This window comes from Lysinibacillus sp. NPDC093688 (genome assembly GCF_050280145.1).
Taxonomy (GTDB): domain Bacteria; phylum Bacillota; class Bacilli; order Bacillales_A; family Planococcaceae; genus Lysinibacillus; species Lysinibacillus xylanilyticus_B.
Genome location: NZ_JBNNUX010000005.1, coordinates 90,733 through 112,554, shown reverse-complemented (window position 1 = coordinate 112,554; position 21,822 = coordinate 90,733). Strand labels below are relative to the sequence as shown.

Below are 21,822 nucleotides of genomic sequence, written 5' to 3'. Positions count from 1 at the left end.
CAAGGAAATGGACTAGAAATACCTTGCTAACATTTAATAATAAGGAGGAGTTAACATGCAATCAACAGGTATCACAAGAAAAGTAGACGAGTTAGGCCGTATCGTAATTCCAAAAGAAATGCGTCGTACTTTTGGAATCGAGGAAAAAGATTTTTTAGAAATCTTCACAGAAGGTGGCAACATTATTCTTCGTAAATACGAGCCTGCAAACGAAAATAAAATCCGTACACAGGTTGAGTTAGAAAAGCTTCTTGGAGAACTAACAGCAGACGAACAAAAACGTGTAATTGAGGATGCTATCAAGCTTTTAAAAGGGTAATAGCTTATGAAAAACGGAAAACGTTTAACTGTTGCTCAGCGTAAGTATCTAGAGACATTTAACTTGAATAGCGATAACTGGCTTATCTCAAAATGTACTTCTGAAGAGTGGGAGCTAATGCATCGCTATACAGGACAAGCCAAAGTAATACCTGCACCTTAAAACTGAATAGGAGGACAAGGTTATGAATGATATACAAATAAACACACATATTCAGCATTCTGAAGCTAATGGATTGTATCAGCAAATCGAAGACATCAAGCGTAAACGTGCAAATCTAAAAGATGAACAGGACAAGCTTGAAGGTAAGTTGTTTGATCACATTCAAAAGCACGGCAAAGTACTAGCGTATAAGAATAACTTGCCTTATGTACTGACTGTAGGAAATGTTACTAAGTCAGTATTGAATAAAAAGGAGCTTGCTGAAGAACTTGAGATTCCTCAAAAAGATTTGAACACTCAAGGTATCGCTGAACTTGTAGAAGAACAACGTCTCACTAGTGACATGATTCGATCAGCTACTTACAGCGAATCAGACGTGAAGTTGAAAGCTCGTAAAGCTAAAAAATCCGATATTGAATTAATCTTTGGAAAGTAGGTGAGAAGATGAATCAAAAACCACCAACAGATATGTTTGAGAAAGAGATTAAAGAGGGCGATGCTTACTTCGTAGTGAATGATAAAGCAGTTCACCTTGACTCAATGGAAGATTACTTTATAGAGGTATTAAGTGCAACAGTCCATGAACGTAAAAAACCGCTAACTGCTGGAACAGTTAACGGCAATGACAAATCACACCAATGATTCAGTGCTATTGTAGCACAAAAGGAGAGAAAACAAAAATGAAAATTGAAGTTACTCACGTTATTAAAGCAGATCCACAAGTAATTAGTTTAGTTAGTGCATTCCTTGGAGCACTAGGAGCTCCTTCACAAGATATTAAAATAGCCGATGCTGTTGAATTAACGAAAACTACAACGCCAACAGCTGATACTAAAAAAGAAACATCTACAAAAGCAACTAAGCGTACGTATCTTTTCCACGAAGAATCAGGAACAGTACTTGAAGTAAATAAAGGTGAGGAGTTAGCCAAACACCTTGAGCAAGGCCTAGTAGAAATCTCAAAAGCAGAATACGACCGTATCCAAGCTGAAAAGCAAGTTCGTATCGATAAAGCGAAAGAACAAACTGAAATTAAATCGGTTGTTGATGAAGCTCAAGAAGATGCTGAAAATAAAGGCGTCAAAGACCACGGCATCACAATTGAAATGGTTCGCGCTGAAGCTACTAAACTAACAGCGAAAGGTCGCCAAGCTGACTTCAAAGCAATCTTAACTTCCTTTGATGCTGAAAAACTATCATCTGTACCAGAAGAAAAGTATCCTGAATTATTAGCAGCCATTAAGGAAGCTGTAGGTGAAGAGTAATGACAGGACACAGTGAACGTGCCCATGCATTATTAAGTGCTTCTGGATCAAAACGCTGGCTGACATGTACACCTTCTGCAAGAGCAGAGGGGCTGTATATGCAAGAGCTAGCCAATCAAGGAATCAAAGAGCCAGAAAGTGATTTTGCTGAAGAAGGTACTCAGGCTCATGAATATAGTGAAATTATTTTAGATCGTGAACTTGGTACTATCACAAAAGCCCAAGCAACTAGACGTATCAACAAGTTTAAGAAAGAGAAGCAGTTTTACGGTACTGAGATGGAAGAGATGGTCGAAGTCTATACAGATTTCGTTATGGAACGTGTCAATGCTGCACGACTTGAAACACCTGATGCACTTGTGCTAATTGAACAGCGATTAGACTTTAGTCAGTGGGTACCTGATGGCTTTGGTACCGGAGATGTTCTTATCGTACGAGATGGTGTACTTGAAATCATCGACTTAAAGTACGGTAAAGGCGTACCGGTAGATGCCTATGAAAATCCACAGATGAAGCTTTATGCTTTAGGGGCAATCACAGCTCATGATGTTCTGTATGACATTCAAGAAGTACAAATGACAATTGTACAACCAAGGCTAGACAGTATTTCTACATTTGAAATGTCCGCAGAGGATTTATGTAAATGGGCCAATGTAGAAGTGAAGCCTAAAGCTGAAATGGCTGATAACGGTGATGGTGATTATGTACCAGGAGAACACTGTCGATTCTGTAAAATCAAATCATCATGTCGTACTAGAGCTGATGAAGCACTGGAAACAGCCAAGGCTGAGTTTGCTGAAGACGGATCCATTGAGCTTGATACACCTGAACCAGCAACGCTCACAAATGCTGAACTAGCTGAAATCCTATTCGTTGTCGATGACATTGAAAAATGGTGTAAGGACATTAAATCCTTTGCACTGGACCAAGCACTCAACGGTAAAAGTTACGAAGGGTTTAAACTAGTTGAAGGTCGTAGCAATCGAGCTATTACGGATGAAGCTAAAGCAATAAAACTGCTACTAGAAAAAGGTGGAGTCAAAGAAGATGACTTGTACGCTCCACGTAAACTGCAAACAATCACAAACTTAGAAAAGAAAGTCGGCAAAAAAGCATTCGCTGAAATCTTAGAAGGCATAATCGTAAAACCACCAGGTAAGCCGGTATTAGTTACTGAAGATGATAAACGTCCAGCTATTCAATCAACTGAATCTGCTACAAATGATTTTGCTGACGATTTACTTGATTAATTTATAAACCGATGGTTTAAGAAGGGGCCAGACAGTTGATAAAAAGAGAGGTGACAAACATGTACACAACAGCAAAAGGCTTAGGTGATCGTAAAAAACAAATCATTCAATTCATTTACGATTTCAGACAACAAAATACGTATGCACCTACAGTGCGAGAGATTGCAGAAGGTGTCAGCCTCTCTTCCGTATCAACTGTACAAAGACATTTAATTAACTTAGTTGAAAAAGGTTACATCGAAATGGAACAGCAAAAACCACGTACCATCCGATTAACTGAAAAAGCGCTAGACATGACTTCTTGAGAGGTGGTGAACCAATGAAACGATATCTTATTACCACAAAAGAAATTACTGAGTTTATAGAGCCTGAAGCGACTACTTTAGCTGATAGTAAGGATCAAGCACTTGTACTGCTCAGCACTATTACTAATAGCGATTACCGAGAGTTAGTATCTGTGATTGAAGTAGATATAGTCTCAGTACAAGCAGTAGAGCTTGAACCATTCTTGGATGAAAAATTCAAATTAGATTTACGTGAAAAACAATAGGAGGCTTTACTGATGGGTGAGATTGCTGACTATTACGAAGAACAATTCTATATTGAAACTTTTATAAAACAACAATCATTGGAGGAATTTAAAATGGCAAAACTTGAAGGTACTAAAGTAGTTACAAACGAGGCTCGTATGAGCTATGCAAATGTATGGGAACCAAAAGCAATTGAAGGAAATGAACCGAAGTTTTCTGTTGCAGTCCTTATCCCAAAATCGGATACAGAAACAATTAAGAAAATCAATGAAGCTATTGAAGCTGCTAAACAAGAAGGTAAAGCAAAATGGAACGGTAAAATTCCAGGCAACCTTAAAACACCACTTCGTGACGGTGACGAGGAACGTCCGGATGATGAAACGTATGCAGGACACTACTTCTTCAATGCTACATCTAAAAATAAACCTGGCATCGTGAAAAAAGGTACAGGGGCAATTGTAGAGATCACGGATGAAGAAGAGTTCTACAGCGGTTGTTACGGTAAAGTGTCGGTGAACTTCTATCCATTCAACGCTAATGGAAACCGAGGCATTGCTGCAGGATTGCAAAACTTATTCAAAACTCGTGATGGTGAACGCCTAGCTGGTGGTGCATCTGCTGAATCAGACTTCGCTGATGAAGTTGATAACGATGACTTCAATGAAGATGAAAATCTGCTGGACTAAACAATTATGAAAATAGCTGTTGTTAATTTCCCTAGTAGTCTCAGTGCCACAGGTTTTGGAGAAAAAGAGTACCACTACAAAACCTATATAGAAACTCTTAACGAGAACAATTTAGTTGTTGTAGAGACTCATACAGGATACACCGTTGCTAGATTCAAAAGATATGTTGAGGACACTCAAGTTAAAGATTTGAAGTACATTGTTCAGCTAGTTAGGTTAAAGCGTCACCAACAACTAAAAGAACAATGTGAGATAGATGCATTGCTCGATTAAAACTGCATAAGGAAGGTCTATTTTTAGGCCTTCCCTTCTTTATACCTAAAATGCCTATTTAATAGGAAGAAATACAAGATTTTAGGTGTAACGAAGGGAAGGAAGTACCTTTAAAACTATTAAGGAGTTGAACTGAATGAAATTCTACAGAGTAAAACCTGAAAGCGAATATTACCAAAAAATTTTAAAAGCAAAAAACGCAAAAGATGCTCTAAGAGAAATTGCAATTAAAGTACAAGAGCATTTTCAGTTACCTTACAGTCCGTCGTGGAGTATCACACCTGACTATTATTATCACGATCTTGATGTCCTAAATGACGAACAATTAAAAGCATTTAAGAAGAATGGCATTCCTAAGAAAAGTAATAAGTTGGGGTCTCAGATTATCGCTTTCCATAAGGAGCTAATATATGAGGAGGGATTAGAAGGGTTAAGAACTGAAAGAGATATTAATTTTTCTTATGGGGTAATGCGTTGGTCGCAAAATGAAACACTAGAACAATTAAATGGCCTAGACACTATGTACCTTAAAACTAATTCTAATTTTGCTTCTTCAAAAGATGATTTCTTAGAAGAAATTACTGAATCTGCGTATGTGAAAGCTTACCTTGCTGCTGTTGAAGCGAAAGAAGGTGCCAAGAATGAAACCAAAGTTTGAAATTAACCAACGTGTATGGGTTTCAGTAAGAAACACAGTAGAGCAATCCAAGCCATACATTACAGAACATATCATTACTCGTATTGAAAATGGTGGTATCTTTGCCCGACCATTGAATCACTTAGACGAACGTCGCTTTCACACTAATACACTGATAAACAAGCACAAAAACAGTAAGTATGAGTTTAAGCTATGGGCTAGTGTTGAGGACTTCTGGAAAGCTGTAGAGGATGGGATGTATGGTGGCAAAAGTAAATAAAAAAAGCCACTCGATGAAGAGTAGCTCTTTAAAATCTAAAAAAAATCATTTTGATCTAAGTTTAAATTTAATCTCGATGCTAAACTTTCTCATCGTAAAAACAGCAATTATTAATGAAGATCCAAAAATAATCATGTTGTTTTTCCTCCTTAATTTCATAATTCGCATAGGAATATCAAACCTAGCGCTATGAGCGGAGACCTCATAGATTATGAGGCGATGAACTGAAATACCATTAAATTGGCTATGATTTTTAATTCTAGCATAAATATGTTTGTTTGTAAATTCTAGTAGTTAAAAGTGAAGGAGGAGATACCAATCAAAACGCTTAATATCGACATAGAAACCTATTCAAGCTACGACCTTAAAAAAGTTGGTGTCTACAAGTATTTTGAAGCGCCTGACTTTGACATACTCATCTTCGCTTATTCGGTTGATGGGCAACCAACACAAACTGTAGAGCTTGCTAACGGTGAAACTATTCCACCTGAAATAATTGAAGCTTTAGATAATCCAAAGGTGTTGAAGAAAGCATTCAATGCTCAATTCGAACGAGTCGCATTAAGTTCTTATCTTAAAAGAAACTATGAGCCTATTGAGATGTTTAAAAGTTTTACAGACCTCGGCTTCTTAGATCCTAAACAGTGGCGTTGTACAATGGTCGATGCCATGAAAGCTGGACTACCAGCAACATTAAAAAGTGCAGCACTAGCACTGGAACTCGATGAACAAAAAGATAGTGCGGGAACACACTTGATAAACTTCTTTTCAAAACCACGTAAGCCGACTAAAAACGATAAGCGCACGAGGAATATGCCTGAAGATGATTTAGAAAAGTGGAACGCATTCGTTGATTATTGTCGTCAAGACGTAGAAACAGAAAAAGCTGTCGGGAATGCCGTGGATAAATACCTTAATCTTGGCAGTAAATCAGATCGTTTCGAAATGGCATTGTATCACCTAGACCAAGAAATTAATGACCGTGGAGTCCTTCTAGATATGAATGTAGTAGATGGAGCCCTTGAAATCGATGAATCTTATAAAGCCATTCTGATGAAAACTGGACAAGAAATTACAGGTCTTGAAAATCCGAACAGTCCTAAGCAATTAACGGAGTGGTTCAAAGAACAAGGCGTAGAACTACCAAATCTAACAAAAGATACAGTGAAAAAATTCATTGCTAAAACAGATGGCGACATTCGTGCCATGCTTGAAATACGGCAGGAGCTGTCTAAAACAAGTACAGCCAAGTTTGTCACAATGAAAGCTGCAGTATGTGCAGATGGTCGTGTACGAGGCTTACTACAGTTCTACGGTGCTAGCCGTACAGGAAGATGGGCCGGACGTTTGGTGCAGGTGCAGAACCTACCACAAAACAAGATTTCAGATATTGAAGTTGCTAGGGAAATAGTTGCAATGGCTGACTTAGAAACTCTTGAATTGCTTTACGACCAAGTACCTTTCGTGTTATCACAGCTCATCCGAACAGCATTTGTACCAGTCGTGAAAAAGACTTTTGGAGTAAGTGACTTTAGTGCAATTGAAGCTCGAGTGATTGCGTGGTTAGCAGGAGAGAAATGGCGTTTAGAAGTGTTTAATACTCACGGGAAGATTTACGAGGCATCAGCATCACAGATGTTTAAAGTGCCAATTGAAACGATTGATAAGGGATCACCATTGCGCCAAAAAGGTAAAGTTGCAGAACTAGCTCTTGGTTATCAAGGTGGAGAAAATGCACTTATCTCAATGGGTGCACTTGATATGGGTATCCCACAATCCGAGCTTAAACCGTTGGTTGATGCATGGCGTAAAGCAAATCCTAAAATCAAAAAGCTTTGGTGGGACATCGAAGCAGCTGCCATGCGAGCTATCGAGAGTCCAGGTGAAGTCATTTCATTTAATAAGGGCATGAAATTCTTCATGCATCACGGCTCTCTCATGATGCAACTACCTAGTGGTCGTAGACTTTGCTACTACAAAGCTAGATTACGAGATCATCAAAAGTTTGAAGGTAAACAAGAAATAATATTTTGGGGTGTTGACGGTACCACAAAAGCCTGGTGTGAGACTTCCACATACGGAGGGAAACTTACCGAGAACGCGGTGCAAGCAATTGCCAGAGACTGTTTAGCAATGTCGATGTTACGCCTAGATAAAGAAGGTTATCCAATTGTAATGCATATTCACGATGAGACTGTAATGGAATCAGAGGCAGATACTATCGTAACCATTGAAGAAATTATGGGCCGACCTATCAGCTGGGCTGAAGGACTCCCTTTAGAGGCTGACGGCTTTGAAACACCGTTCTATAAAAAAGATTAGGAGGATGAATATGGCTATGGATGTACAAATCAGTGAAAACTATAAGCTTAGTGACTTGGTAAACGCCTATAACCAAATCAGTTTTGACGCATCAAAAGAAGATATGAGTGATGCAGTACTGGGAGCTCAAATTGCAAACCTTGAATTTGCAATCGACAAGGCAATTGATGCTGGTGATCGCTACGCTTTCTTAGCTCTATCTGGTCAATTAAAAGATTTATTAGCAGAAGCAGGTGAAGCGAATGAAATTTAATGAGTGGATAGCGAAAGAGGTTGAAAGCAATGAAGTTGAAATTGAGGACTTCAGGAAATCTGTTGGAGAACTTCAAGCTGAATTGAAAAAGGCTCAACAGCAAAAACGTGAGATTGGTCGTAAAGATAACATGAATAGTAAATTACACGACAATGCTGATTCAATCATATTTTCCATAAAGGCTAGCATTGAGGCTTTGAAATCCAAAATTAGTACTCGTAAATCGGATATTACTGAATATAAAAACCTTACCAAAATGAAGCCTGTTCGCTTGAAAACAGGTGCAGTAGTTAACTTGAAAATTATCGATGAAATGCTGAAAAAGATATCGGGCAAGTATTGGTCTATTGAATATACACAGTACCAGGATGGTCTACAAATTGCTTACGTAAATACTCGTACAGGTTCAAATGGGAGTTTCAAAGTCTACCTTATGGCAGTTATTTCTGACAGTGTTGAACTTTCACTTTTCGAGAAAGGGGATGTCAAAGAATGTTCGATACACTCATGAAGCACTCAAAACACTTTACAAATTTAGAACATGAAAAAGATGTATGCCATGTTGTTCATATTGATCCAGAAGGAAATGCGTTCATGACAAATGCGATTTCTGCAGTTCTTGTTAAGAACGTATGTCCAGATGAACCAAATCGAACAATCACACTTGATAATAAACCTTCTAAATTACCGGTATATGAGTACTCGAAGTTCTTCAACTCTGAGATAACAGAAACACTTGAATTAGATGTGAAAGAAATGTTGCTCTTAACTCAAGCACTTGAAGCAGTGAAAAAGGTTGAAGGTGAGTCACCTTTAGGGGCATTTCGGTTTGAGACAGAGGGCAATCAATACAAAATTTTCTATCGAGGTATTGAGTTTACTAGTACTTATCATCTTATGGATAAGAATCTGAACCAAAATGAAGTGAACATCCATTTTGATGTTTCATTACTAGCAAAGACATTCAAGCTGTTGAAAGACTTAGGTTTACAGTCTTGTAAAATGCAGTTTACAGGTAAGCATCGAGTTTGCTATTTCAGTTCTGTAGATGAATCTGTTCGAGTAGTTGTATTGCCTTGTAGGACTTAATAGCAAAAATAAAGATAAAGGAAGTGTGAAAATTGGAATTGAAATCAAAAGAAGTTTGCTGGTTTAGTGGTGGAGTTAGTAGCTTTATCGCTGCATATCTAAGACGGGATACTATAGATGAAATATTTTATATCGACATTGCAGATCAACATCCAGATACAATGCGATTTTTAAAAGATTGTGAGAAAGCATTAGGAAAAGAAATAAAAATTTTACGTAACGAAAAACACGATAGCGTGAATGAAGTTATCGAGAAGTATCGATTCATTAACTCGCCATACGGAGCAAAATGTACGTCCGAATTGAAGAAGAAGGTGCGTCTTGACTGGGAGAAAGAGCAAGAAGGTGAAATGATTTATGTATGGGGCTATGACAATTCTGAAATGAAAAGAGCCGACAGATTAACTCAAACCATGCCTGAATACCAGCACATTTTCCCTCTAATAGATGCGGATTTAAAAAAAGAAGAAGTGCATGGAATGTTGAAACGCCTAGGTATAAAAAGACCAGTTATGTATGAATTAGGTTATAGGAATAATAATTGTATCGGATGTGTCAAAGGTGGCATGGGTTATTGGAATAAAATCAGAAAGGATTTCCCAGAGGTGTTTGCAGAAAGGGCAAGACTTGAACGTGAAATTGGTCGGTCCTGTATTAAAGGAGTATTTCTTGATGAATTAGAACCTAACAGAGGAAGAATTGAAGATGAAGTGATGGAAGCATGCGGAATAATGTGTGAGATTGCCTGTGAAAAAGCTAACGATTAAATATTTTCACATCTGGTACGAATTGTAGAATGCTTCACCTAAAAAGATGAAGCAAAAAACTATCCTAGTAGTGATATAAGGTCATTTTCATACTGTTCATATGTTTTCCACTCCAGCAGATCTATTATTTCTTTGGCCAAGTTAATGTTTTCTAATGGTATGTTTAACCTAGAGAAACAATCAATTACATGTCTATGTTCCGACCTACGAAAAGGCTCTTCATAATGCATAGATTGATTTCTTCCTTGCCAAATAACGTTTTTAAGTGGTTCATTATTTACCATTCTTCCACTAGGGCAGTTTCTTAGACCATTGTGAACAGTACTTATTCCTTGTTTTGCTATTTGTAAAAGAGCGCCAGATAAAGTTTTTATAGATTCTTCTTTAGATGAAATGGACATTTTCAAGGTTTCAATTTTATTTTCCAAACTATCAACTTGCTCCCTAGCTTGTGCTTGGCGTGCAAAAGCATGCATAACTTGAAAATCATCAAAGTGATCATCAGGGTCAAATTCTTTTCGTCTAAAATCATTATATAAAATCTGATGAATTCTTTTAAAAGAACTTAATGAAGATAAAAAATCCCTTAATGCAATCTCTTCTGTTCGAATTAAATCTATTAAACTACTTGCTGCATATTTTGTTTGGATTAAATAATCGTTCAAATGAGTAACCCCCAATTCATAATCATCAATCAATTATACAGTAGGAAGGTAGTATTTAACAGTAAAGGGGCTGAGCTTAAGAAGCCATTTATAAAAATTATCCGCAAAGTTGATATTGAACGTCAGTACAGACACATGTTAGAACTTGAGCAAGATTATGAGCTTGCTAGTTTATATCAAGCACTTAAAGATGACGATGCAGCTGAAATCATTCGTAGTAAGAAGCGCCTTAAAGAGATACGTTGTGACATTGAATCAATAGCAGAATACAGCTAGAAAGTAGGTGGTCTTATGGATCGCGAGGAGGCTAAAGCTAAACGTAAAGAACTAGGTTTACAAGAACGTAGATTGACTGAAAAGCATTGCACAAATTGCACTGTAAAAGGACAAGATGTAACAACTTGTGAGGGTTGTCCTATTTTCAACAAAATAACAGGTATCGGAAAAAAGTACATCGCTGTTACTCGAAAGTATCGGAGAGTCAACAAAATTAAAGGTATTGATGATTCTTTAATAGCTCCAGTAGAACCAAGGGTCATGACAACAGCTTTGCTTGCTTGGATTGAGTGGAAACAAGTTGCAGATGAACACGGTATTAGTAGAGAGACTTTTAGTGCACGTGTGAAAACGGGAATGAGTGCAAAGGATGCAGCAACTCGTTCTACAAGAAAGCGACATTTCACAGATGAACAAATCGCTATCGCATTGAGAAACGGGATACCTTACGGAACTCTTATTACTCGAATAAAGAGAGGTTGGTCATTAGAGGATTCCATAACTGTACCAGTGCAACAGAAATCAAGCAAGAGAGGATCCTGCTAATGAATCTAGAAGAGTTATTTAAACAAAGGCTATCCTTATTGGCTGAGATTAATAGGCTAACAGATAGTAAATCTGCAGATGATTATGCCTATCGTGTAATTGGTAAAAAGTTAGAAGAAAATATAATAGCTATACGAGCTTTGCGTGTTTCTTCTTTTGAGACTCCGAAGCCAAAAGTACAGCCAATAAAATTAAAAACGCATGAAAGTAAAGGTGAGAAAATGACTAAGCATTTAACAGTGGAATCCTATCACGAAATGAAAGCAAAAGGGTTAACAGATAGCGCGATTCGTAAGCAACTGGGTATTGATAACAATAAGTTCTATAAGTTTAAGCAGCAGAATGGCCTGATTCGTGCTTATGATAAACCAACTAAAAAAGAAAGTGCTGCCCCAACGTTACGAGAAAAAGAGGTTAACGCTCCAAAGGTTGATACTGATCGTATTACTGTACTTGAAAAGGAATTAATTGATTTTAAAGCACAGCTGAAGGATGCTTTGTCTTTCATTGAATCATTAAAAACTGAAAATGCTACACTGAATGAGCAAGTTTGGGGTAGCCGACTGCGAATGCTATACGCCAAACAAGCTGAGCTTGAAAACTTTATCGCTGACAAACATGGTATCGATATTCATGATTACTTGAATGAACAACAGCTCGCCATCTTAGTAGAACTAGCAGAATCGGCTAATGAGTGGCAAGGCTTTAAGTACTGGAAACTTAAAAAGGATGTTGATCGTGAGAAGTTACTTGAAGAAACGGTCGATGTCTTACATTTAATCTTAGCACGTGGACTTATTCTTGGTTGGCAGGTAGCAACAATTAAAGCATATAAGTCAACATCTGTAACAACGCAATACACATCATTAATGCAAAAGATTGCAACCGAAGAAGAAACTCAGAAAACGTACACCCAATTATTTAACTTATATGCTGGATTAGTAGAGATGCTGGGCTTCGCATGGCTAGAAGTTGAGGAAGCTTACATGAAGAAACATCAAGAGAACATCGATAGACAAAACAATGATTACTAGGTTTTCTGTGGTGATTTTGTAAACCGCGGGTTGATAAAGGGGGTTGAAGCCATGTACCAAAAAGAATATGACAAACTGTTACTTGATGTAAAACGACTTCGAGAAAAGCTTGTACAAATGGATGCTGAATTACAACATTACCGTACTCGTTCTTACAAGGGGTGCGGTAATGAAGGCATCGAAGCTTATGAGGAGTTCAAGCGACGCGAAAAGTTACGTGCAGAGGTTCGTAATGAGCTAAAACATAAGAACGTACGTATATCGGAGCTTCAAAGATTGATAAGGCAAGAACGTCAAAGAGTAAATGAAAGACGCTCCAATCTGTTTTTACAACGCTTTAAAGATAATGCCAAATTAATTATTAGTGATGATCAATACGAGCTAATTTTGAAAATGACAATGGATGGTGAAACACAATGTTTGAACAAATAAAGAAGTGGTTGATGAAAAAACTAGATATTAAAAGTCCTGTTATTAAATCAGCTACAACAGCAGCAGAACAATACGCTTCTGACCACTACCGAGATCTTACACAATCTCAAACTCATTTGATTGTACAGCTCGAAGCAAAACTTGCTGCTTATGAGGCTCAACAGTCGAACAGTGTTTTGGCAGATATCCAACAGCTCTTTGTGAATCAAACGAATAAAGGTATTCGCAAGTACGGAGAAACCGTTCGTGCTGAAAATCTCACACCAGTTGAATGGTGCCAACATGCGCTAGAAGAACACGCTGATAGCATGGTGTATTTGATGGCTTTGAAAAAGTCTTTAGAGGAGAGCGGAGCTAATGGACTTGAAACAAGCTGAAGCTGTAATTGATCGTCATGAAAACGGAGAAATGGTGTACGAGCAGGAGTACATTGATGCTTTGGAAGTTGTAAAAGAACACTTCTCAAAACAGTCTTCATACTGGAAAGCTGAGGCCCTATCAGCTCGTACGGCTTTGAGATACTCACAGATGCATAGCCGTACGAGCTTACAAGATTGGAAGTGATATTAAAAATTCTTATATAAGCCTTTTACTATATACAAACATCAATAAAAAATTTACCAAATTCAGTAAATGTCCACATGCCATGTTCGATATCTATTTTTTTATCTAAGTGTAGATGATGTATTTCTTGTATTTCTTTTAGTTCTTCGCATAATCCAAGAAATAGAGCGTGTTTTTTCAATTCATCATGTACTTCCATATCTTCAAATTTAAATCCATGATGAATTTGAATTATCCCTAATCGTACAAGGTTATCTACAGATGCAGCATAGAAACGATGATTTTTAGTATTTATATCTGGGAAAGGTATAAAGTTTTCAACAATTGTACTACCAAACCCAGTTTCAGTAACTTCATCTAATCTAATTTTTCCTGCAACTGTATGAGTTGTTGGACTATGAACACTTTTTAAATAAACAATATTTTGTGCGTCTAAAGAAGATAAATCTGTTATCACTTGAACAAAAGCTGGTAACGTACTATCTTTAAAATCCTCATTTACCGAGGCTGCAATTAGTTTTGCAAACATATTTCGAAGTTTTTCTTCTTCCACATAATATTTGGCAGAATCTAGTATTCGACCCGCCACATAAAGTTTAGGTTCTACTATTTTTTCAGGATCAATTTTAGAAATCTCTGCACCAATCTCATTTTTAAAGGTTTCAATATTCTGTTCAATTTGAGCTCTTTTTTTTGTAAGTGGTGCAAATGCAATGTAAAACAAATCTGCTAAGCTTTGTCCAAGCTGTTGTGCTGGAGGTTCAACTACAGCTTTAGCAATATCTGCTGGAACCTTTATTGATTGAGAAATATCTTTTAAAAAGTTACTATCTGACATGGTTTACCCTCGCGTTTATAAGATTCGTTAGTAATTAAATTAATTTATAAGCTGAAATTTACTTTGAAATAGTAGCAGCTATTGAACCTAAACTACTTTTCAGATCTTTCATTTTAGCTTCTTTTTCTAGCATTACTAGTTTTTCATCTAGAATTAATTCGATAGCAAATTTTGTAACGGGGAAGTATTCGAGACATTGTTCTTCGCTCAATTCATGAATTCCTTTGCTAAGAATTCCATATAATTCAGGTGTTTCAAGCAGAATGCTCGGTAGTTTATGTTCTAGAAGTTTGATCTTCTCTTTCATTTTTGATCGATTGTACTTATCTTCATCCCATCCATGTTCTGTTTGAGCTTCTAGGTGTTTTTCTTCAATTAGGTTTTCGAAGATTCTACGTAAATAAACGTAAGAACCCGCACCAATTCCATGAGTTCGTAGCCCTATTGCTTTATTGAGATTAACATAATCTTTTTTTAGTAGTTTTTTATATTTCTCTATGTCATGTTTCTCAATATCAGCTAATGATGGGTATTGACCTATTTTAACCAAATCAGTGTCAATAGCTTTTAGAAGAATAGTAAATAAATGTTCTGGGTTTCTTTGACAAGCAAAATTTAATCGTTTGGGCGTAGCATCGGAAACCACTATATCGACTTTGTCCGTAGAAGATAGATTCACATAACTCATTAATTTGTGTTCATTAAAATCACTATGAACTAATCTAAATGTTGTATCTTTAGCACAGCTAATACAATAACAGTCAAATTGAGTTTCGGATAAACTAGTTAAGAACCTAAAGTTAGAATTAAAGTTTTCACTAGTAATTTCTATAGACTCATACAGTGAAGACTTCAATATTAATTCAGTAATATTGGTTACTTTTTTCAACAAAATCAACTCCTAATCTACTAATAGTAGTATTGTATCAAAATATGTAACATTTTGTAATAACTCATATATTTATGAAAGGATTGAAACACATGCAGCAGTCAGCAGATAAACCCAAAAAGATTGCAATACAGCATGATGGCATGCTGACGATTGCAACAGCAACATCACGTAAGTCAACAGCGTGGAAGAACACAGATATATCGTACAGTGACTTCCTGAAAAAGCTGTCTACAACTGTACGTACAAAAGAATCACTTGCGGAGTATATGAAACTCTCAAAGGACGAACAAGGCTCCATTAAAGATGTAGGAGGCTTTGTGGGAGGTAGCTTAAAAGGTGGTAGACGTAAGGCCGATAGTGTGGCTTGGCGTCAACTGATTACCTTAGATGCCGACTTCATTCAAGGTGACTTCTGGGACGGCGTGACAACGTTCTTTGATAACGCCTGTGTGATTTATAGTACACACAAGCACACATCTAAAAAGCCACGTATACGCTTAATTATTCCATTGTTACGACCTGTTTCAGCAGAGGAGTATGTAGCTGTTGCAAAGAAGCTTGCGGATATATTCGGTATCGATTATTTCGACGATACAACCTATCAGCCACATCGTTTGATGTATTGGCCGTCTACAGCAAGCGACGGAGATTATGAATTCGATTATCAGGATGCACAATGGTTGGATCCTGCTGAGATATTAAAGATGTACAACGATTGGCGTGATCCAGCAGAATGGCCAGAATCAAGTCGTCAGCGTGAAAGCCGTAAGAAGATGGCTGACAAACAGGGCAACCCACTTGAAAAGCCCGGCATGGTTGGAGCCTTCTGTCGTACGTACTCCATTACTGAAGCGATTGAAGTATTTCTATCAGATGTATACTCCGACGCAGGGGATGGCCGATATACGTTTAACGGAGGTTCCACAACAGGCGGTCTAGTACTCTATGATGATGTATTTGCCTATTCACATCACGGTACGGATCCTGTGAGTGAACAACTTGTAAATGCCTATGATTTAGTACGGCTGCATCTTTTTAATGATTTAGATGAGGATGCAAAAGAAGGCACACCAGTTAACCGATTACCTTCAGCGAAGGCTATGAATGATAAAGTCCGTACACTTGATAAAGTGAAAATGATGCTTGCAGATGAGCGCATTAAAAGTGCGTCAGAGGACTTTAATATTGATGTTGATACAGAATCTGACACTGAGGAAAGGTCTCAGGATGATGGGCTATGGAAGGCTAAATTCGATATTAATAAAGCTGGTGAGCTTGAAGTTACAGCTAAAAACCTCAAGTTGATTCTTGAAAATGATCCACACTTAAAAGGATGCTTTGCTTTCAATGAGTTTAGTAGACAGCCCGAAGTTCTAAGAGACTTGCCTTGGCGGAAGAAAGAAAAAGGTGTTGGCTGGTCAAACGGTGATGATGAGGATCTACGCAACTATTTAGATATGGTGTGGTCCATTACAGGCAACTCTAAGATTGCGGATGCAATAGGTGGGGTGCAACGTGCGAATACATTCCATCCTGTGCGAGATTATTTAGGTACTTTAGAGTGGGACGGGGTAAACCGTGTTGATACGTTGCTGATTGACTTTTTGGGTGCTGCTGATACGGAGTATGTACGGACTGTTACACGAATGACATTAGTTGCAGCAGTTGCACGCATCTCTAAGCCAGGTTGCAAATACGACTACATGTTAACACTTGTCGGTCTACAAGGGCTTGGTAAATCGATGTTATTTAACATGTTAGGTGGAAAATGGTTTAGTGATAGCTTGACTTCAATACACGGTAAAGAAGCTTATGAGAGCTTGCACGGTGTATGGATTATGGAGATGGGGGAGCTTGCTGCAACAAAGAAAAGTGAAGTCGAAACGATTAAACAATTCTTATCCAAACAAGTGGACAGGTACCGCGTTGCTTACGGTAAACGACCTGAAGAGTTTCCACGTCAATGCATCTTTATTGGTACTACAAATGAACATGAGTTTTTACGTGATCGTACTGGTAACCGCAGGTTTCTACCTGTTGAAGTGCAACCAGATAGTATACGTAAATGGAAAGAGCTTGATAGCGAGAAGGGGCGTCAAGAAATTAATCAACTATGGGCAGAGGCAGTGCATCTGTTTAAAAGTGGTTCACCTTTATACTTGGATGAGACGATGGCGGCCGAGGCGCTTACTATGCAGATAGCCCATACAGTAGAGTCGACGTATGCAGGACAAATTCTAAGCTTTTTAGAGAAACCTATTACTTCAGATTGGTACAAAAAGTCGATTAACGACCGCAAATTAGCAATGCGAGAGAACGAATTTTCTGATGATTTTTCAGAGGAAGAGGAGGAACTCTTAGAAAAGAATGAAGCACTTGATACACAAAAATCCAATACACGATTGCGTGAAAAAGTGTGTGCATTAGAAATTTGGTGCGAGTGTTTAGGAAAAGATAGAGGGTCATTCCCAATGCATGAATCTCGGGAAATAAATTCAATCTTAGCTACGTTACCAGGGTGGAAACCTCACAAATCAACCCTGAAATTCGGTGCAGAATACGGCACACAGCGAGCGTTTATACGTGTTGAAAAGTAACGGTTTTACCAGAATATAGGGTAAACAAACTATAAAATTAACGGCAACAAAGTCGGAAAACGGCAACAAATATTAATGCTTTAAAGTGTTAAAGTAGGTAAACAAAGGCAACAAGGGTAAACGGTGTTTGTTGCCGGTTCTCGTTAACCTAAACCCTTGCGCTTACTGTATTTATTTATAAAGGTAAACAAAGTAAACAAATAATATCTATTGAGATGTATTTTATATATTAGGTATATAGTATAGGGAATATATGTAAATAGTATATACCTAATACGCCTAAATCAATACTACTCTATACGCGTACGTAAGATTGTTGACCTTGTTTACTTTCAACTTGGAGGTAAAAATCAGACATGAGAGAATCACAAATTGAAAATTATTTGAAACGTGAAATTGAAAAACTAGGAGGGCAATGCTTCAAATTCGTGAGCCCGGGAAATAAAGGCGTACCTGATCGAATAATCATCTTACCAAACGGACAAATCATTTTTGCCGAGTTAAAAAATGAAACAGGTAAGCTTTCACCGATTCAAGTGAAAACGATAGAAACCCTAAAACAATTAAAGTGCAGAGTTTTTTGTTTGAATTCTAAACCGTCGGTTGATAAACTTGTTGTTGAATTGAGGGATGAACTATGACAGAGTTTGTACCACACGCATACCAGAAGGTAGCAATCGAAAAGATTATTGAAAACCCAGCATATGCATTATTACTTGATATGGGTTTAGGTAAAACAGTGTCAACGTTAACAGCAGTTGATGAATTGAAAAACGATTACTTTGATGTCGAGAAGGTGTTAGTGATTGCACCCAAACGTGTAGCAGAAGATACTTGGTCACGTGAAGTTGCAAAATGGGAGCACCTGAGACACTTAAAAATAAGCAAGGTTCTTGGAACTGAACAACAAAGAAGAAAAGCCCTTCAAAAACAAGCTGACATCTACGTGATTAATCGTGAAAATGTGGAATGGCTTGTTTCTTACTACGAAAACGGCAAGACTTGGCCGTTTGACATGATTGTCATCGATGAGTTATCGAGCTTTAAGAATCCTAGTTCAAAACGATTCAAGGCACTACGTAAAGTGCGAACTCGAACAAAACGAGTGGTGGGTTTAACAGGTACACCAGCACCAAATAGTTTAATTGACTTGTGGTCACAGATTTACTTGATTGATATGGGGGAGCGCCTAGAAAAAACGTTTACGAAATACAAAAGCAAGTATTTCAAGCAGGATCCGTATCGTGTATACCACATTGAGCTACAAGAAGGTTCTGAGCAACAAATCTATAGCAAGATTGATGACATTTGTTTATCTATGAAAGCGAAAGATTACCTGAAAGATTTACCTGCAGCAGTTATGAATGTTGTTGAATTAGAGCTATCTCCAAAAGAACGAGAGTTGTATGACCAACTTGAAAAAGATTCGTTATTGCAATTTGCTGATGGTGATATTGTAGCGACAACGGCTGCTGTTTTAAGTAACAAGCTTTTACAACTATCGAGTGGTGCAGCCTATAACGATAAAGACGGTGTACAGATTATTCATAGTGTAAAACTAGATGCCTTGGAGGAAATTGTTGAGGGTTCACAAGGAAAACCAATCTTAGTGTTTTATAACTACAAACATGATGTGGAACGTATCAAGAAGAAATTCAAACAAGCGAGAGAACTTGATGATTCAAACACGATTGAGAAATGGAACAATGGTGAGATTGAAATCCTTCTAGCACATCCAGCAAGTGCAGGGCACGGTTTAAACATGCAAGACGGAGGACACACAATCGTTTGGTACGGGCTTAACTGGAGTTTAGAACTATACATGCAAGCCAATGCAAGGCTTCATAGACAAGGACAAAAAGAAACTGTAGTAATCCATCACCTAGTGTTAAAAGACAGCATAGATGAACGTGTATTGAGTGTTCTACAAGGTAAAGAACAACAGCAAGAAGCGTTGATGGAAGCTGTAAAGGCACGTATGAGCGAGGTGCTTGGCATTGATTGATTTAATCATGGAGTATAAACGTGGCAAAAAAGCACTTGAGCGAATGAAGCCAAATATTACTGATCCGAATGAGTTAAAGATTGTAAACGAAATGATTGCAGATATGGATTATGCCATTGACTGGATGAGAAAAGGTGAACGACCAAACTTTACAGGACGAGCCATAAAGCAGAAAAATGCATACGCAAGACGTTCACTAATCAACATGGATTTGTTCCCAAGTCTTGAAGTGGAGCCATCAAAAGAAATCAGCAATGAGCGTAAAAAAGCTGTCATGCAAATTCTTATGACTTTAACAGAACGACAGATGAATTGTTTTCTTCTTCATACAGCACATCTTAGAAGCATGCAAGAGATAGCAGATGAGCTTGGTATCAAGAAACGTACTGTCCAGGAGCATATTGATATTGCACGCATGAAGATTAACGAAATGACTAAGAATGTTATTTAGTAACATTTGTACCCGTACGAACATCGTACAAAGTACCCTTATTAGTGAAGGGGTATAGTATCGATAAAATGATGAGAGCCCTAAATATCAAACCATTCACGTATTAAGCGTGGGTGGTTTTTTCGTTAATTGCAAATACATAAAAAAAATCCTAAACAGGAACGGAAGTGAGTTGTTTATGACATGACAAATTGGGACGATATTCGAAATGAGTGGGAAACTACTAGAATCACATTAATTGAGCTAGCAGAAAAGCACAGCGTAAAAGAAGGTACACTGAAAAGTCGAAAGAGCCGAGAAGGTTGGAAGAAGGTTGCAACTAGAAAAGATGCATCCAAAACGAAAAAGATGCAACCGTCTAAAAAAGATGCTACATCTAATGCACCAAGAAAGCGAAGTGGCAATCCGAACCCGAAGAATCAATTCACCAGTCGGAACAATCCTAAACTAGACCATGGGCTTTTCGCAAAGTATCTACCAGATGAAACTCAGGAAATCATTGAGGCTATGAATGCAAAGTCTGCTGCTGACTTAATGTGGGATCAAATTACAATACAATATGCTGCAATCTTACGAGCACAGAAAATCATGCATGTAGAATCAAAAGACGAAATGATAAAAGAAATGAAGCGAGAGAAGATGCAAGGTGGTAAAAACCCATCTCAAGAAATTGAGTATGAGTTTCAGTTTGCTTGGGAGCGACAGGCACAGCTACTTACAGCGCAATCAAGAGCTATTAGTGAGTTGCGTACTTCCATTAATCATTTTATTAAATTAGCTGATGAAGCTGACGAACGTCGCTTGAAATTAGAACAGATGCAGCTATCAATTGATAAGACAAAAGTAGAAATCGATAAGCTTGGTTCAGGTGAACAGAATGGACCGATTGAAATTAAAATTATCGGCAAAAAACGCGACTAATTTTATGCAAGAAAAATGGGGGAATAAATTAGAGCAGTTGGCTTAAAGCCTGATAAATCAACGATGTATAAAATCTTGCATAATCAATAAAAAGTGTAGTTGTAAGAACGTTGATATAACAATGTTTCTAAAATATTCAACTTCCGAAAATTATTTGGTATACTACTTTCACAGGAGGTGATTGGAATGTTTGGGTCAAATATACAAATTAAGCCTGGTTATATTCTACATAATGATTAGTTGGGTGTTAAAGAGATATTTATTATTGATATTTACTATATTATTTTTAACAGGCTGTTCGTTAGATGAAACTATAAAAGAAGGAAAATCAGTATTAGAAAAAGGTGAAGAAGTTTTAGAAAAAGGTGAGGAAGTAGCAGCAAACTTAAATAATAAAGTTAATAAAGTAACATCGATTTTAGATGGAAATATTCGTGAAGTACAAAATACTAAAGTTTTTGAAGAAGATTTTACTTTTAAAGAATTGATTGATATTACAACTCAAAATCCAGTTTGGAAGAATGAATCTGGTGATTATGTAACAGTTCAAGCCGAAGTTAATGGCTATGATGATTTAGAGGAAATTATTTTAGGGTTTCCTTATTCTGAAGAAGGTATTTCTTTAGCGAATGCAGGTGTATTTACTTCAATTGATGGTGCTATTAAAGTTAATGGACAAAGCCAGGAGATTTCTGGAGATGCAGTTTTAGCTATTTTAATTGAAATATATGAAAAGAAATAATTATATTTATAGGATTATATCCAAAT

The 21,822-nt window shown here is 37.4% G+C and carries 32 protein-coding genes; 29 read left to right on the top strand and 3 right to left on the bottom strand.

Going from position 1 to position 21,822, the window contains the following annotated elements; all coding sequences use genetic code 11:
- Nucleotides 1-55: 55 nt before the first annotated feature.
- From ACQKN2_RS06570 to ACQKN2_RS06490, 17 genes are all read left to right on the top strand, one after another.
- On the top strand, nucleotides 56-319 hold the full coding sequence (locus ACQKN2_RS06570; RefSeq protein ID WP_427414262.1) for an AbrB/MazE/SpoVT family DNA-binding domain-containing protein: 264 nt from the start codon (nucleotides 56-58) through the stop codon (nucleotides 317-319).
- A gap of 6 nt (nucleotides 320-325) precedes the next feature.
- The gene (locus ACQKN2_RS06565) at nucleotides 326-481 is read left to right on the top strand and encodes a DUF6906 family protein (protein WP_427414261.1); all 156 of its coding nucleotides are present in this window, start codon (nucleotides 326-328) and stop codon (nucleotides 479-481) included.
- 22 nt (nucleotides 482-503) lie between these two features.
- Complete coding sequence (locus tag ACQKN2_RS06560; RefSeq protein ID WP_427414260.1) at nucleotides 504-917, top strand: hypothetical protein; 414 nt, start codon at nucleotides 504-506, stop codon at nucleotides 915-917.
- Nucleotides 918-925: 8 nt separating this feature from the next.
- Entirely contained in the window at nucleotides 926-1,123 is a 198-nt protein-coding gene (locus ACQKN2_RS06555; RefSeq protein WP_427414259.1) for a hypothetical protein, read from the top strand.
- Between the two features lie 38 nt (nucleotides 1,124-1,161).
- On the top strand, nucleotides 1,162-1,746 hold the full coding sequence (locus tag ACQKN2_RS06550; protein WP_427414258.1) for a hypothetical protein: 585 nt from the start codon (nucleotides 1,162-1,164) through the stop codon (nucleotides 1,744-1,746).
- Nucleotides 1,746-2,996, top strand: coding sequence for a DUF2800 domain-containing protein (locus ACQKN2_RS06545; RefSeq protein WP_427414257.1), 1,251 nt, complete (start codon nucleotides 1,746-1,748; stop codon nucleotides 2,994-2,996). The genes ACQKN2_RS06550 and ACQKN2_RS06545 overlap by 1 nt, the downstream gene beginning before the upstream one ends.
- A 59-nt stretch (nucleotides 2,997-3,055) precedes the next feature.
- On the top strand, nucleotides 3,056-3,301 hold the full coding sequence (locus ACQKN2_RS06540) for a LexA family protein (RefSeq protein WP_427414256.1): 246 nt from the start codon (nucleotides 3,056-3,058) through the stop codon (nucleotides 3,299-3,301).
- Nucleotides 3,302-3,315: 14 nt separating this feature from the next.
- Nucleotides 3,316-3,546, top strand: coding sequence for a hypothetical protein (locus ACQKN2_RS06535; RefSeq protein ID WP_427414255.1), 231 nt, complete (start codon nucleotides 3,316-3,318; stop codon nucleotides 3,544-3,546).
- Nucleotides 3,547-3,639: 93 nt separating this feature from the next.
- Nucleotides 3,640-4,212, top strand: a complete 573-nt coding sequence (locus tag ACQKN2_RS06530; protein ID WP_427414328.1) for a DUF2815 family protein — start codon at nucleotides 3,640-3,642, stop codon at nucleotides 4,210-4,212.
- A gap of 6 nt (nucleotides 4,213-4,218) precedes the next feature.
- A complete protein-coding gene (locus tag ACQKN2_RS06525) occupies nucleotides 4,219-4,485 on the top strand; it encodes a hypothetical protein (RefSeq protein WP_427414254.1) in 267 nt (88 codons plus the stop codon).
- Nucleotides 4,486-4,621: 136 nt separating this feature from the next.
- Nucleotides 4,622-5,143 (top strand): hypothetical protein, encoded by a 522-nt coding sequence (locus tag ACQKN2_RS06520; RefSeq protein WP_427414253.1) that lies wholly within the window; start codon nucleotides 4,622-4,624, stop codon nucleotides 5,141-5,143.
- A complete protein-coding gene (locus ACQKN2_RS06515; RefSeq protein WP_427414252.1) occupies nucleotides 5,127-5,402 on the top strand; it encodes a hypothetical protein in 276 nt (91 codons plus the stop codon). The genes ACQKN2_RS06520 and ACQKN2_RS06515 overlap by 17 nt, the downstream gene beginning before the upstream one ends.
- A gap of 300 nt (nucleotides 5,403-5,702) precedes the next feature.
- Complete coding sequence (locus tag ACQKN2_RS06510; protein ID WP_427414251.1) at nucleotides 5,703-7,724, top strand: DNA polymerase; 2,022 nt, start codon at nucleotides 5,703-5,705, stop codon at nucleotides 7,722-7,724.
- A 10-nt stretch (nucleotides 7,725-7,734) separates the two neighbouring features.
- Entirely contained in the window at nucleotides 7,735-7,977 is a 243-nt protein-coding gene (locus ACQKN2_RS06505) for an IDEAL domain-containing protein (RefSeq protein WP_427414250.1), read from the top strand.
- Nucleotides 7,967-8,488 carry a hypothetical protein gene (locus ACQKN2_RS06500; RefSeq protein WP_427414249.1) on the top strand — a complete coding sequence of 174 codons (522 nt, stop codon included), beginning with the start codon at nucleotides 7,967-7,969 and terminating at the stop codon, nucleotides 8,486-8,488. Before ACQKN2_RS06505 ends, ACQKN2_RS06500 begins: the two co-directional genes overlap by 11 nt.
- Nucleotides 8,470-9,066, top strand: coding sequence for a hypothetical protein (locus ACQKN2_RS06495; protein WP_427414248.1), 597 nt, complete (start codon nucleotides 8,470-8,472; stop codon nucleotides 9,064-9,066). The genes ACQKN2_RS06500 and ACQKN2_RS06495 overlap by 19 nt, the downstream gene beginning before the upstream one ends.
- 32 nt (nucleotides 9,067-9,098) lie before the next feature.
- Complete coding sequence (locus tag ACQKN2_RS06490; RefSeq protein WP_427414247.1) at nucleotides 9,099-9,833, top strand: phosphoadenosine phosphosulfate reductase family protein; 735 nt, start codon at nucleotides 9,099-9,101, stop codon at nucleotides 9,831-9,833.
- Nucleotides 9,834-9,892: 59 nt separating this feature from the next.
- Here the strand turns inward: ACQKN2_RS06490 and ACQKN2_RS06485 are convergent, their stop codons facing one another.
- Nucleotides 9,893-10,498 (bottom strand): hypothetical protein, encoded by a 606-nt coding sequence (locus tag ACQKN2_RS06485; RefSeq protein WP_427414246.1) that lies wholly within the window; start codon nucleotides 10,496-10,498, stop codon nucleotides 9,893-9,895.
- Here ACQKN2_RS06485 and ACQKN2_RS06480 point away from each other — a divergent pair, their 5' ends adjacent.
- Genes ACQKN2_RS06480 through ACQKN2_RS06455 form a run of 6 tightly spaced genes read left to right on the top strand, consistent with a single transcriptional unit; the run spans nucleotide 10,499 to nucleotide 13,350 of the window.
- Nucleotides 10,499-10,774: a hypothetical protein gene (locus tag ACQKN2_RS06480; RefSeq protein WP_427414245.1), complete on the top strand. Its 276-nt coding sequence runs from the start codon at nucleotides 10,499-10,501 to the stop codon at nucleotides 10,772-10,774.
- A 15-nt stretch (nucleotides 10,775-10,789) separates the two neighbouring features.
- Nucleotides 10,790-11,320, top strand: coding sequence for a hypothetical protein (locus tag ACQKN2_RS06475; protein ID WP_427414244.1), 531 nt, complete (start codon nucleotides 10,790-10,792; stop codon nucleotides 11,318-11,320).
- A complete protein-coding gene (locus ACQKN2_RS06470; RefSeq protein ID WP_427414243.1) occupies nucleotides 11,320-12,354 on the top strand; it encodes a dUTP diphosphatase in 1,035 nt (344 codons plus the stop codon). Before ACQKN2_RS06475 ends, ACQKN2_RS06470 begins: the two co-directional genes overlap by 1 nt.
- Before the next feature lie 51 nt (nucleotides 12,355-12,405).
- Nucleotides 12,406-12,786, top strand: coding sequence for a hypothetical protein (locus ACQKN2_RS06465; protein WP_427414242.1), 381 nt, complete (start codon nucleotides 12,406-12,408; stop codon nucleotides 12,784-12,786).
- A complete protein-coding gene (locus tag ACQKN2_RS06460) occupies nucleotides 12,771-13,163 on the top strand; it encodes a hypothetical protein (RefSeq protein ID WP_427414241.1) in 393 nt (130 codons plus the stop codon). The genes ACQKN2_RS06465 and ACQKN2_RS06460 overlap by 16 nt, the downstream gene beginning before the upstream one ends.
- The gene (locus ACQKN2_RS06455) at nucleotides 13,144-13,350 is read left to right on the top strand and encodes a hypothetical protein (RefSeq protein WP_427414240.1); all 207 of its coding nucleotides are present in this window, start codon (nucleotides 13,144-13,146) and stop codon (nucleotides 13,348-13,350) included. The genes ACQKN2_RS06460 and ACQKN2_RS06455 overlap by 20 nt, the downstream gene beginning before the upstream one ends.
- 28 nt (nucleotides 13,351-13,378) lie before the next feature.
- On the opposite strand, the gene ACQKN2_RS06450 is transcribed toward ACQKN2_RS06455, so the two are convergent.
- Complete coding sequence (locus ACQKN2_RS06450) at nucleotides 13,379-14,188, bottom strand: DUF4393 domain-containing protein (protein ID WP_427414239.1); 810 nt, start codon at nucleotides 14,186-14,188, stop codon at nucleotides 13,379-13,381.
- A 58-nt stretch (nucleotides 14,189-14,246) separates the two neighbouring features.
- Entirely contained in the window at nucleotides 14,247-15,077 is an 831-nt protein-coding gene (locus tag ACQKN2_RS06445) for a hypothetical protein (RefSeq protein WP_427414238.1), read from the bottom strand.
- Between the two features lie 92 nt (nucleotides 15,078-15,169).
- On the opposite strand from ACQKN2_RS06445, the gene ACQKN2_RS06440 reads away from it, so the two are divergent.
- From ACQKN2_RS06440 to ACQKN2_RS06415, 6 genes are all read left to right on the top strand, one after another.
- Entirely contained in the window at nucleotides 15,170-17,677 is a 2,508-nt protein-coding gene (locus tag ACQKN2_RS06440; protein WP_427414237.1) for a VapE domain-containing protein, read from the top strand.
- Nucleotides 17,678-18,033: 356 nt separating this feature from the next.
- The gene (locus ACQKN2_RS06435; RefSeq protein WP_427414236.1) at nucleotides 18,034-18,318 is read left to right on the top strand and encodes a VRR-NUC domain-containing protein; all 285 of its coding nucleotides are present in this window, start codon (nucleotides 18,034-18,036) and stop codon (nucleotides 18,316-18,318) included.
- Entirely contained in the window at nucleotides 18,315-19,682 is a 1,368-nt protein-coding gene (locus tag ACQKN2_RS06430; protein ID WP_427414235.1) for a DEAD/DEAH box helicase, read from the top strand. Before ACQKN2_RS06435 ends, ACQKN2_RS06430 begins: the two co-directional genes overlap by 4 nt.
- Nucleotides 19,675-20,133: a sigma factor-like helix-turn-helix DNA-binding protein gene (locus tag ACQKN2_RS06425; protein WP_400959996.1), complete on the top strand. Its 459-nt coding sequence runs from the start codon at nucleotides 19,675-19,677 to the stop codon at nucleotides 20,131-20,133. Before ACQKN2_RS06430 ends, ACQKN2_RS06425 begins: the two co-directional genes overlap by 8 nt.
- A gap of 183 nt (nucleotides 20,134-20,316) precedes the next feature.
- A complete protein-coding gene (gene terS / locus ACQKN2_RS06420) occupies nucleotides 20,317-21,054 on the top strand; it encodes a phage terminase small subunit (protein ID WP_427414234.1) in 738 nt (245 codons plus the stop codon).
- Between the two features lie 190 nt (nucleotides 21,055-21,244).
- Complete coding sequence (locus ACQKN2_RS06415) at nucleotides 21,245-21,796, top strand: hypothetical protein (RefSeq protein WP_427414233.1); 552 nt, start codon at nucleotides 21,245-21,247, stop codon at nucleotides 21,794-21,796.
- The last annotated feature ends 26 nt before the right edge of the window (nucleotides 21,797-21,822 follow it).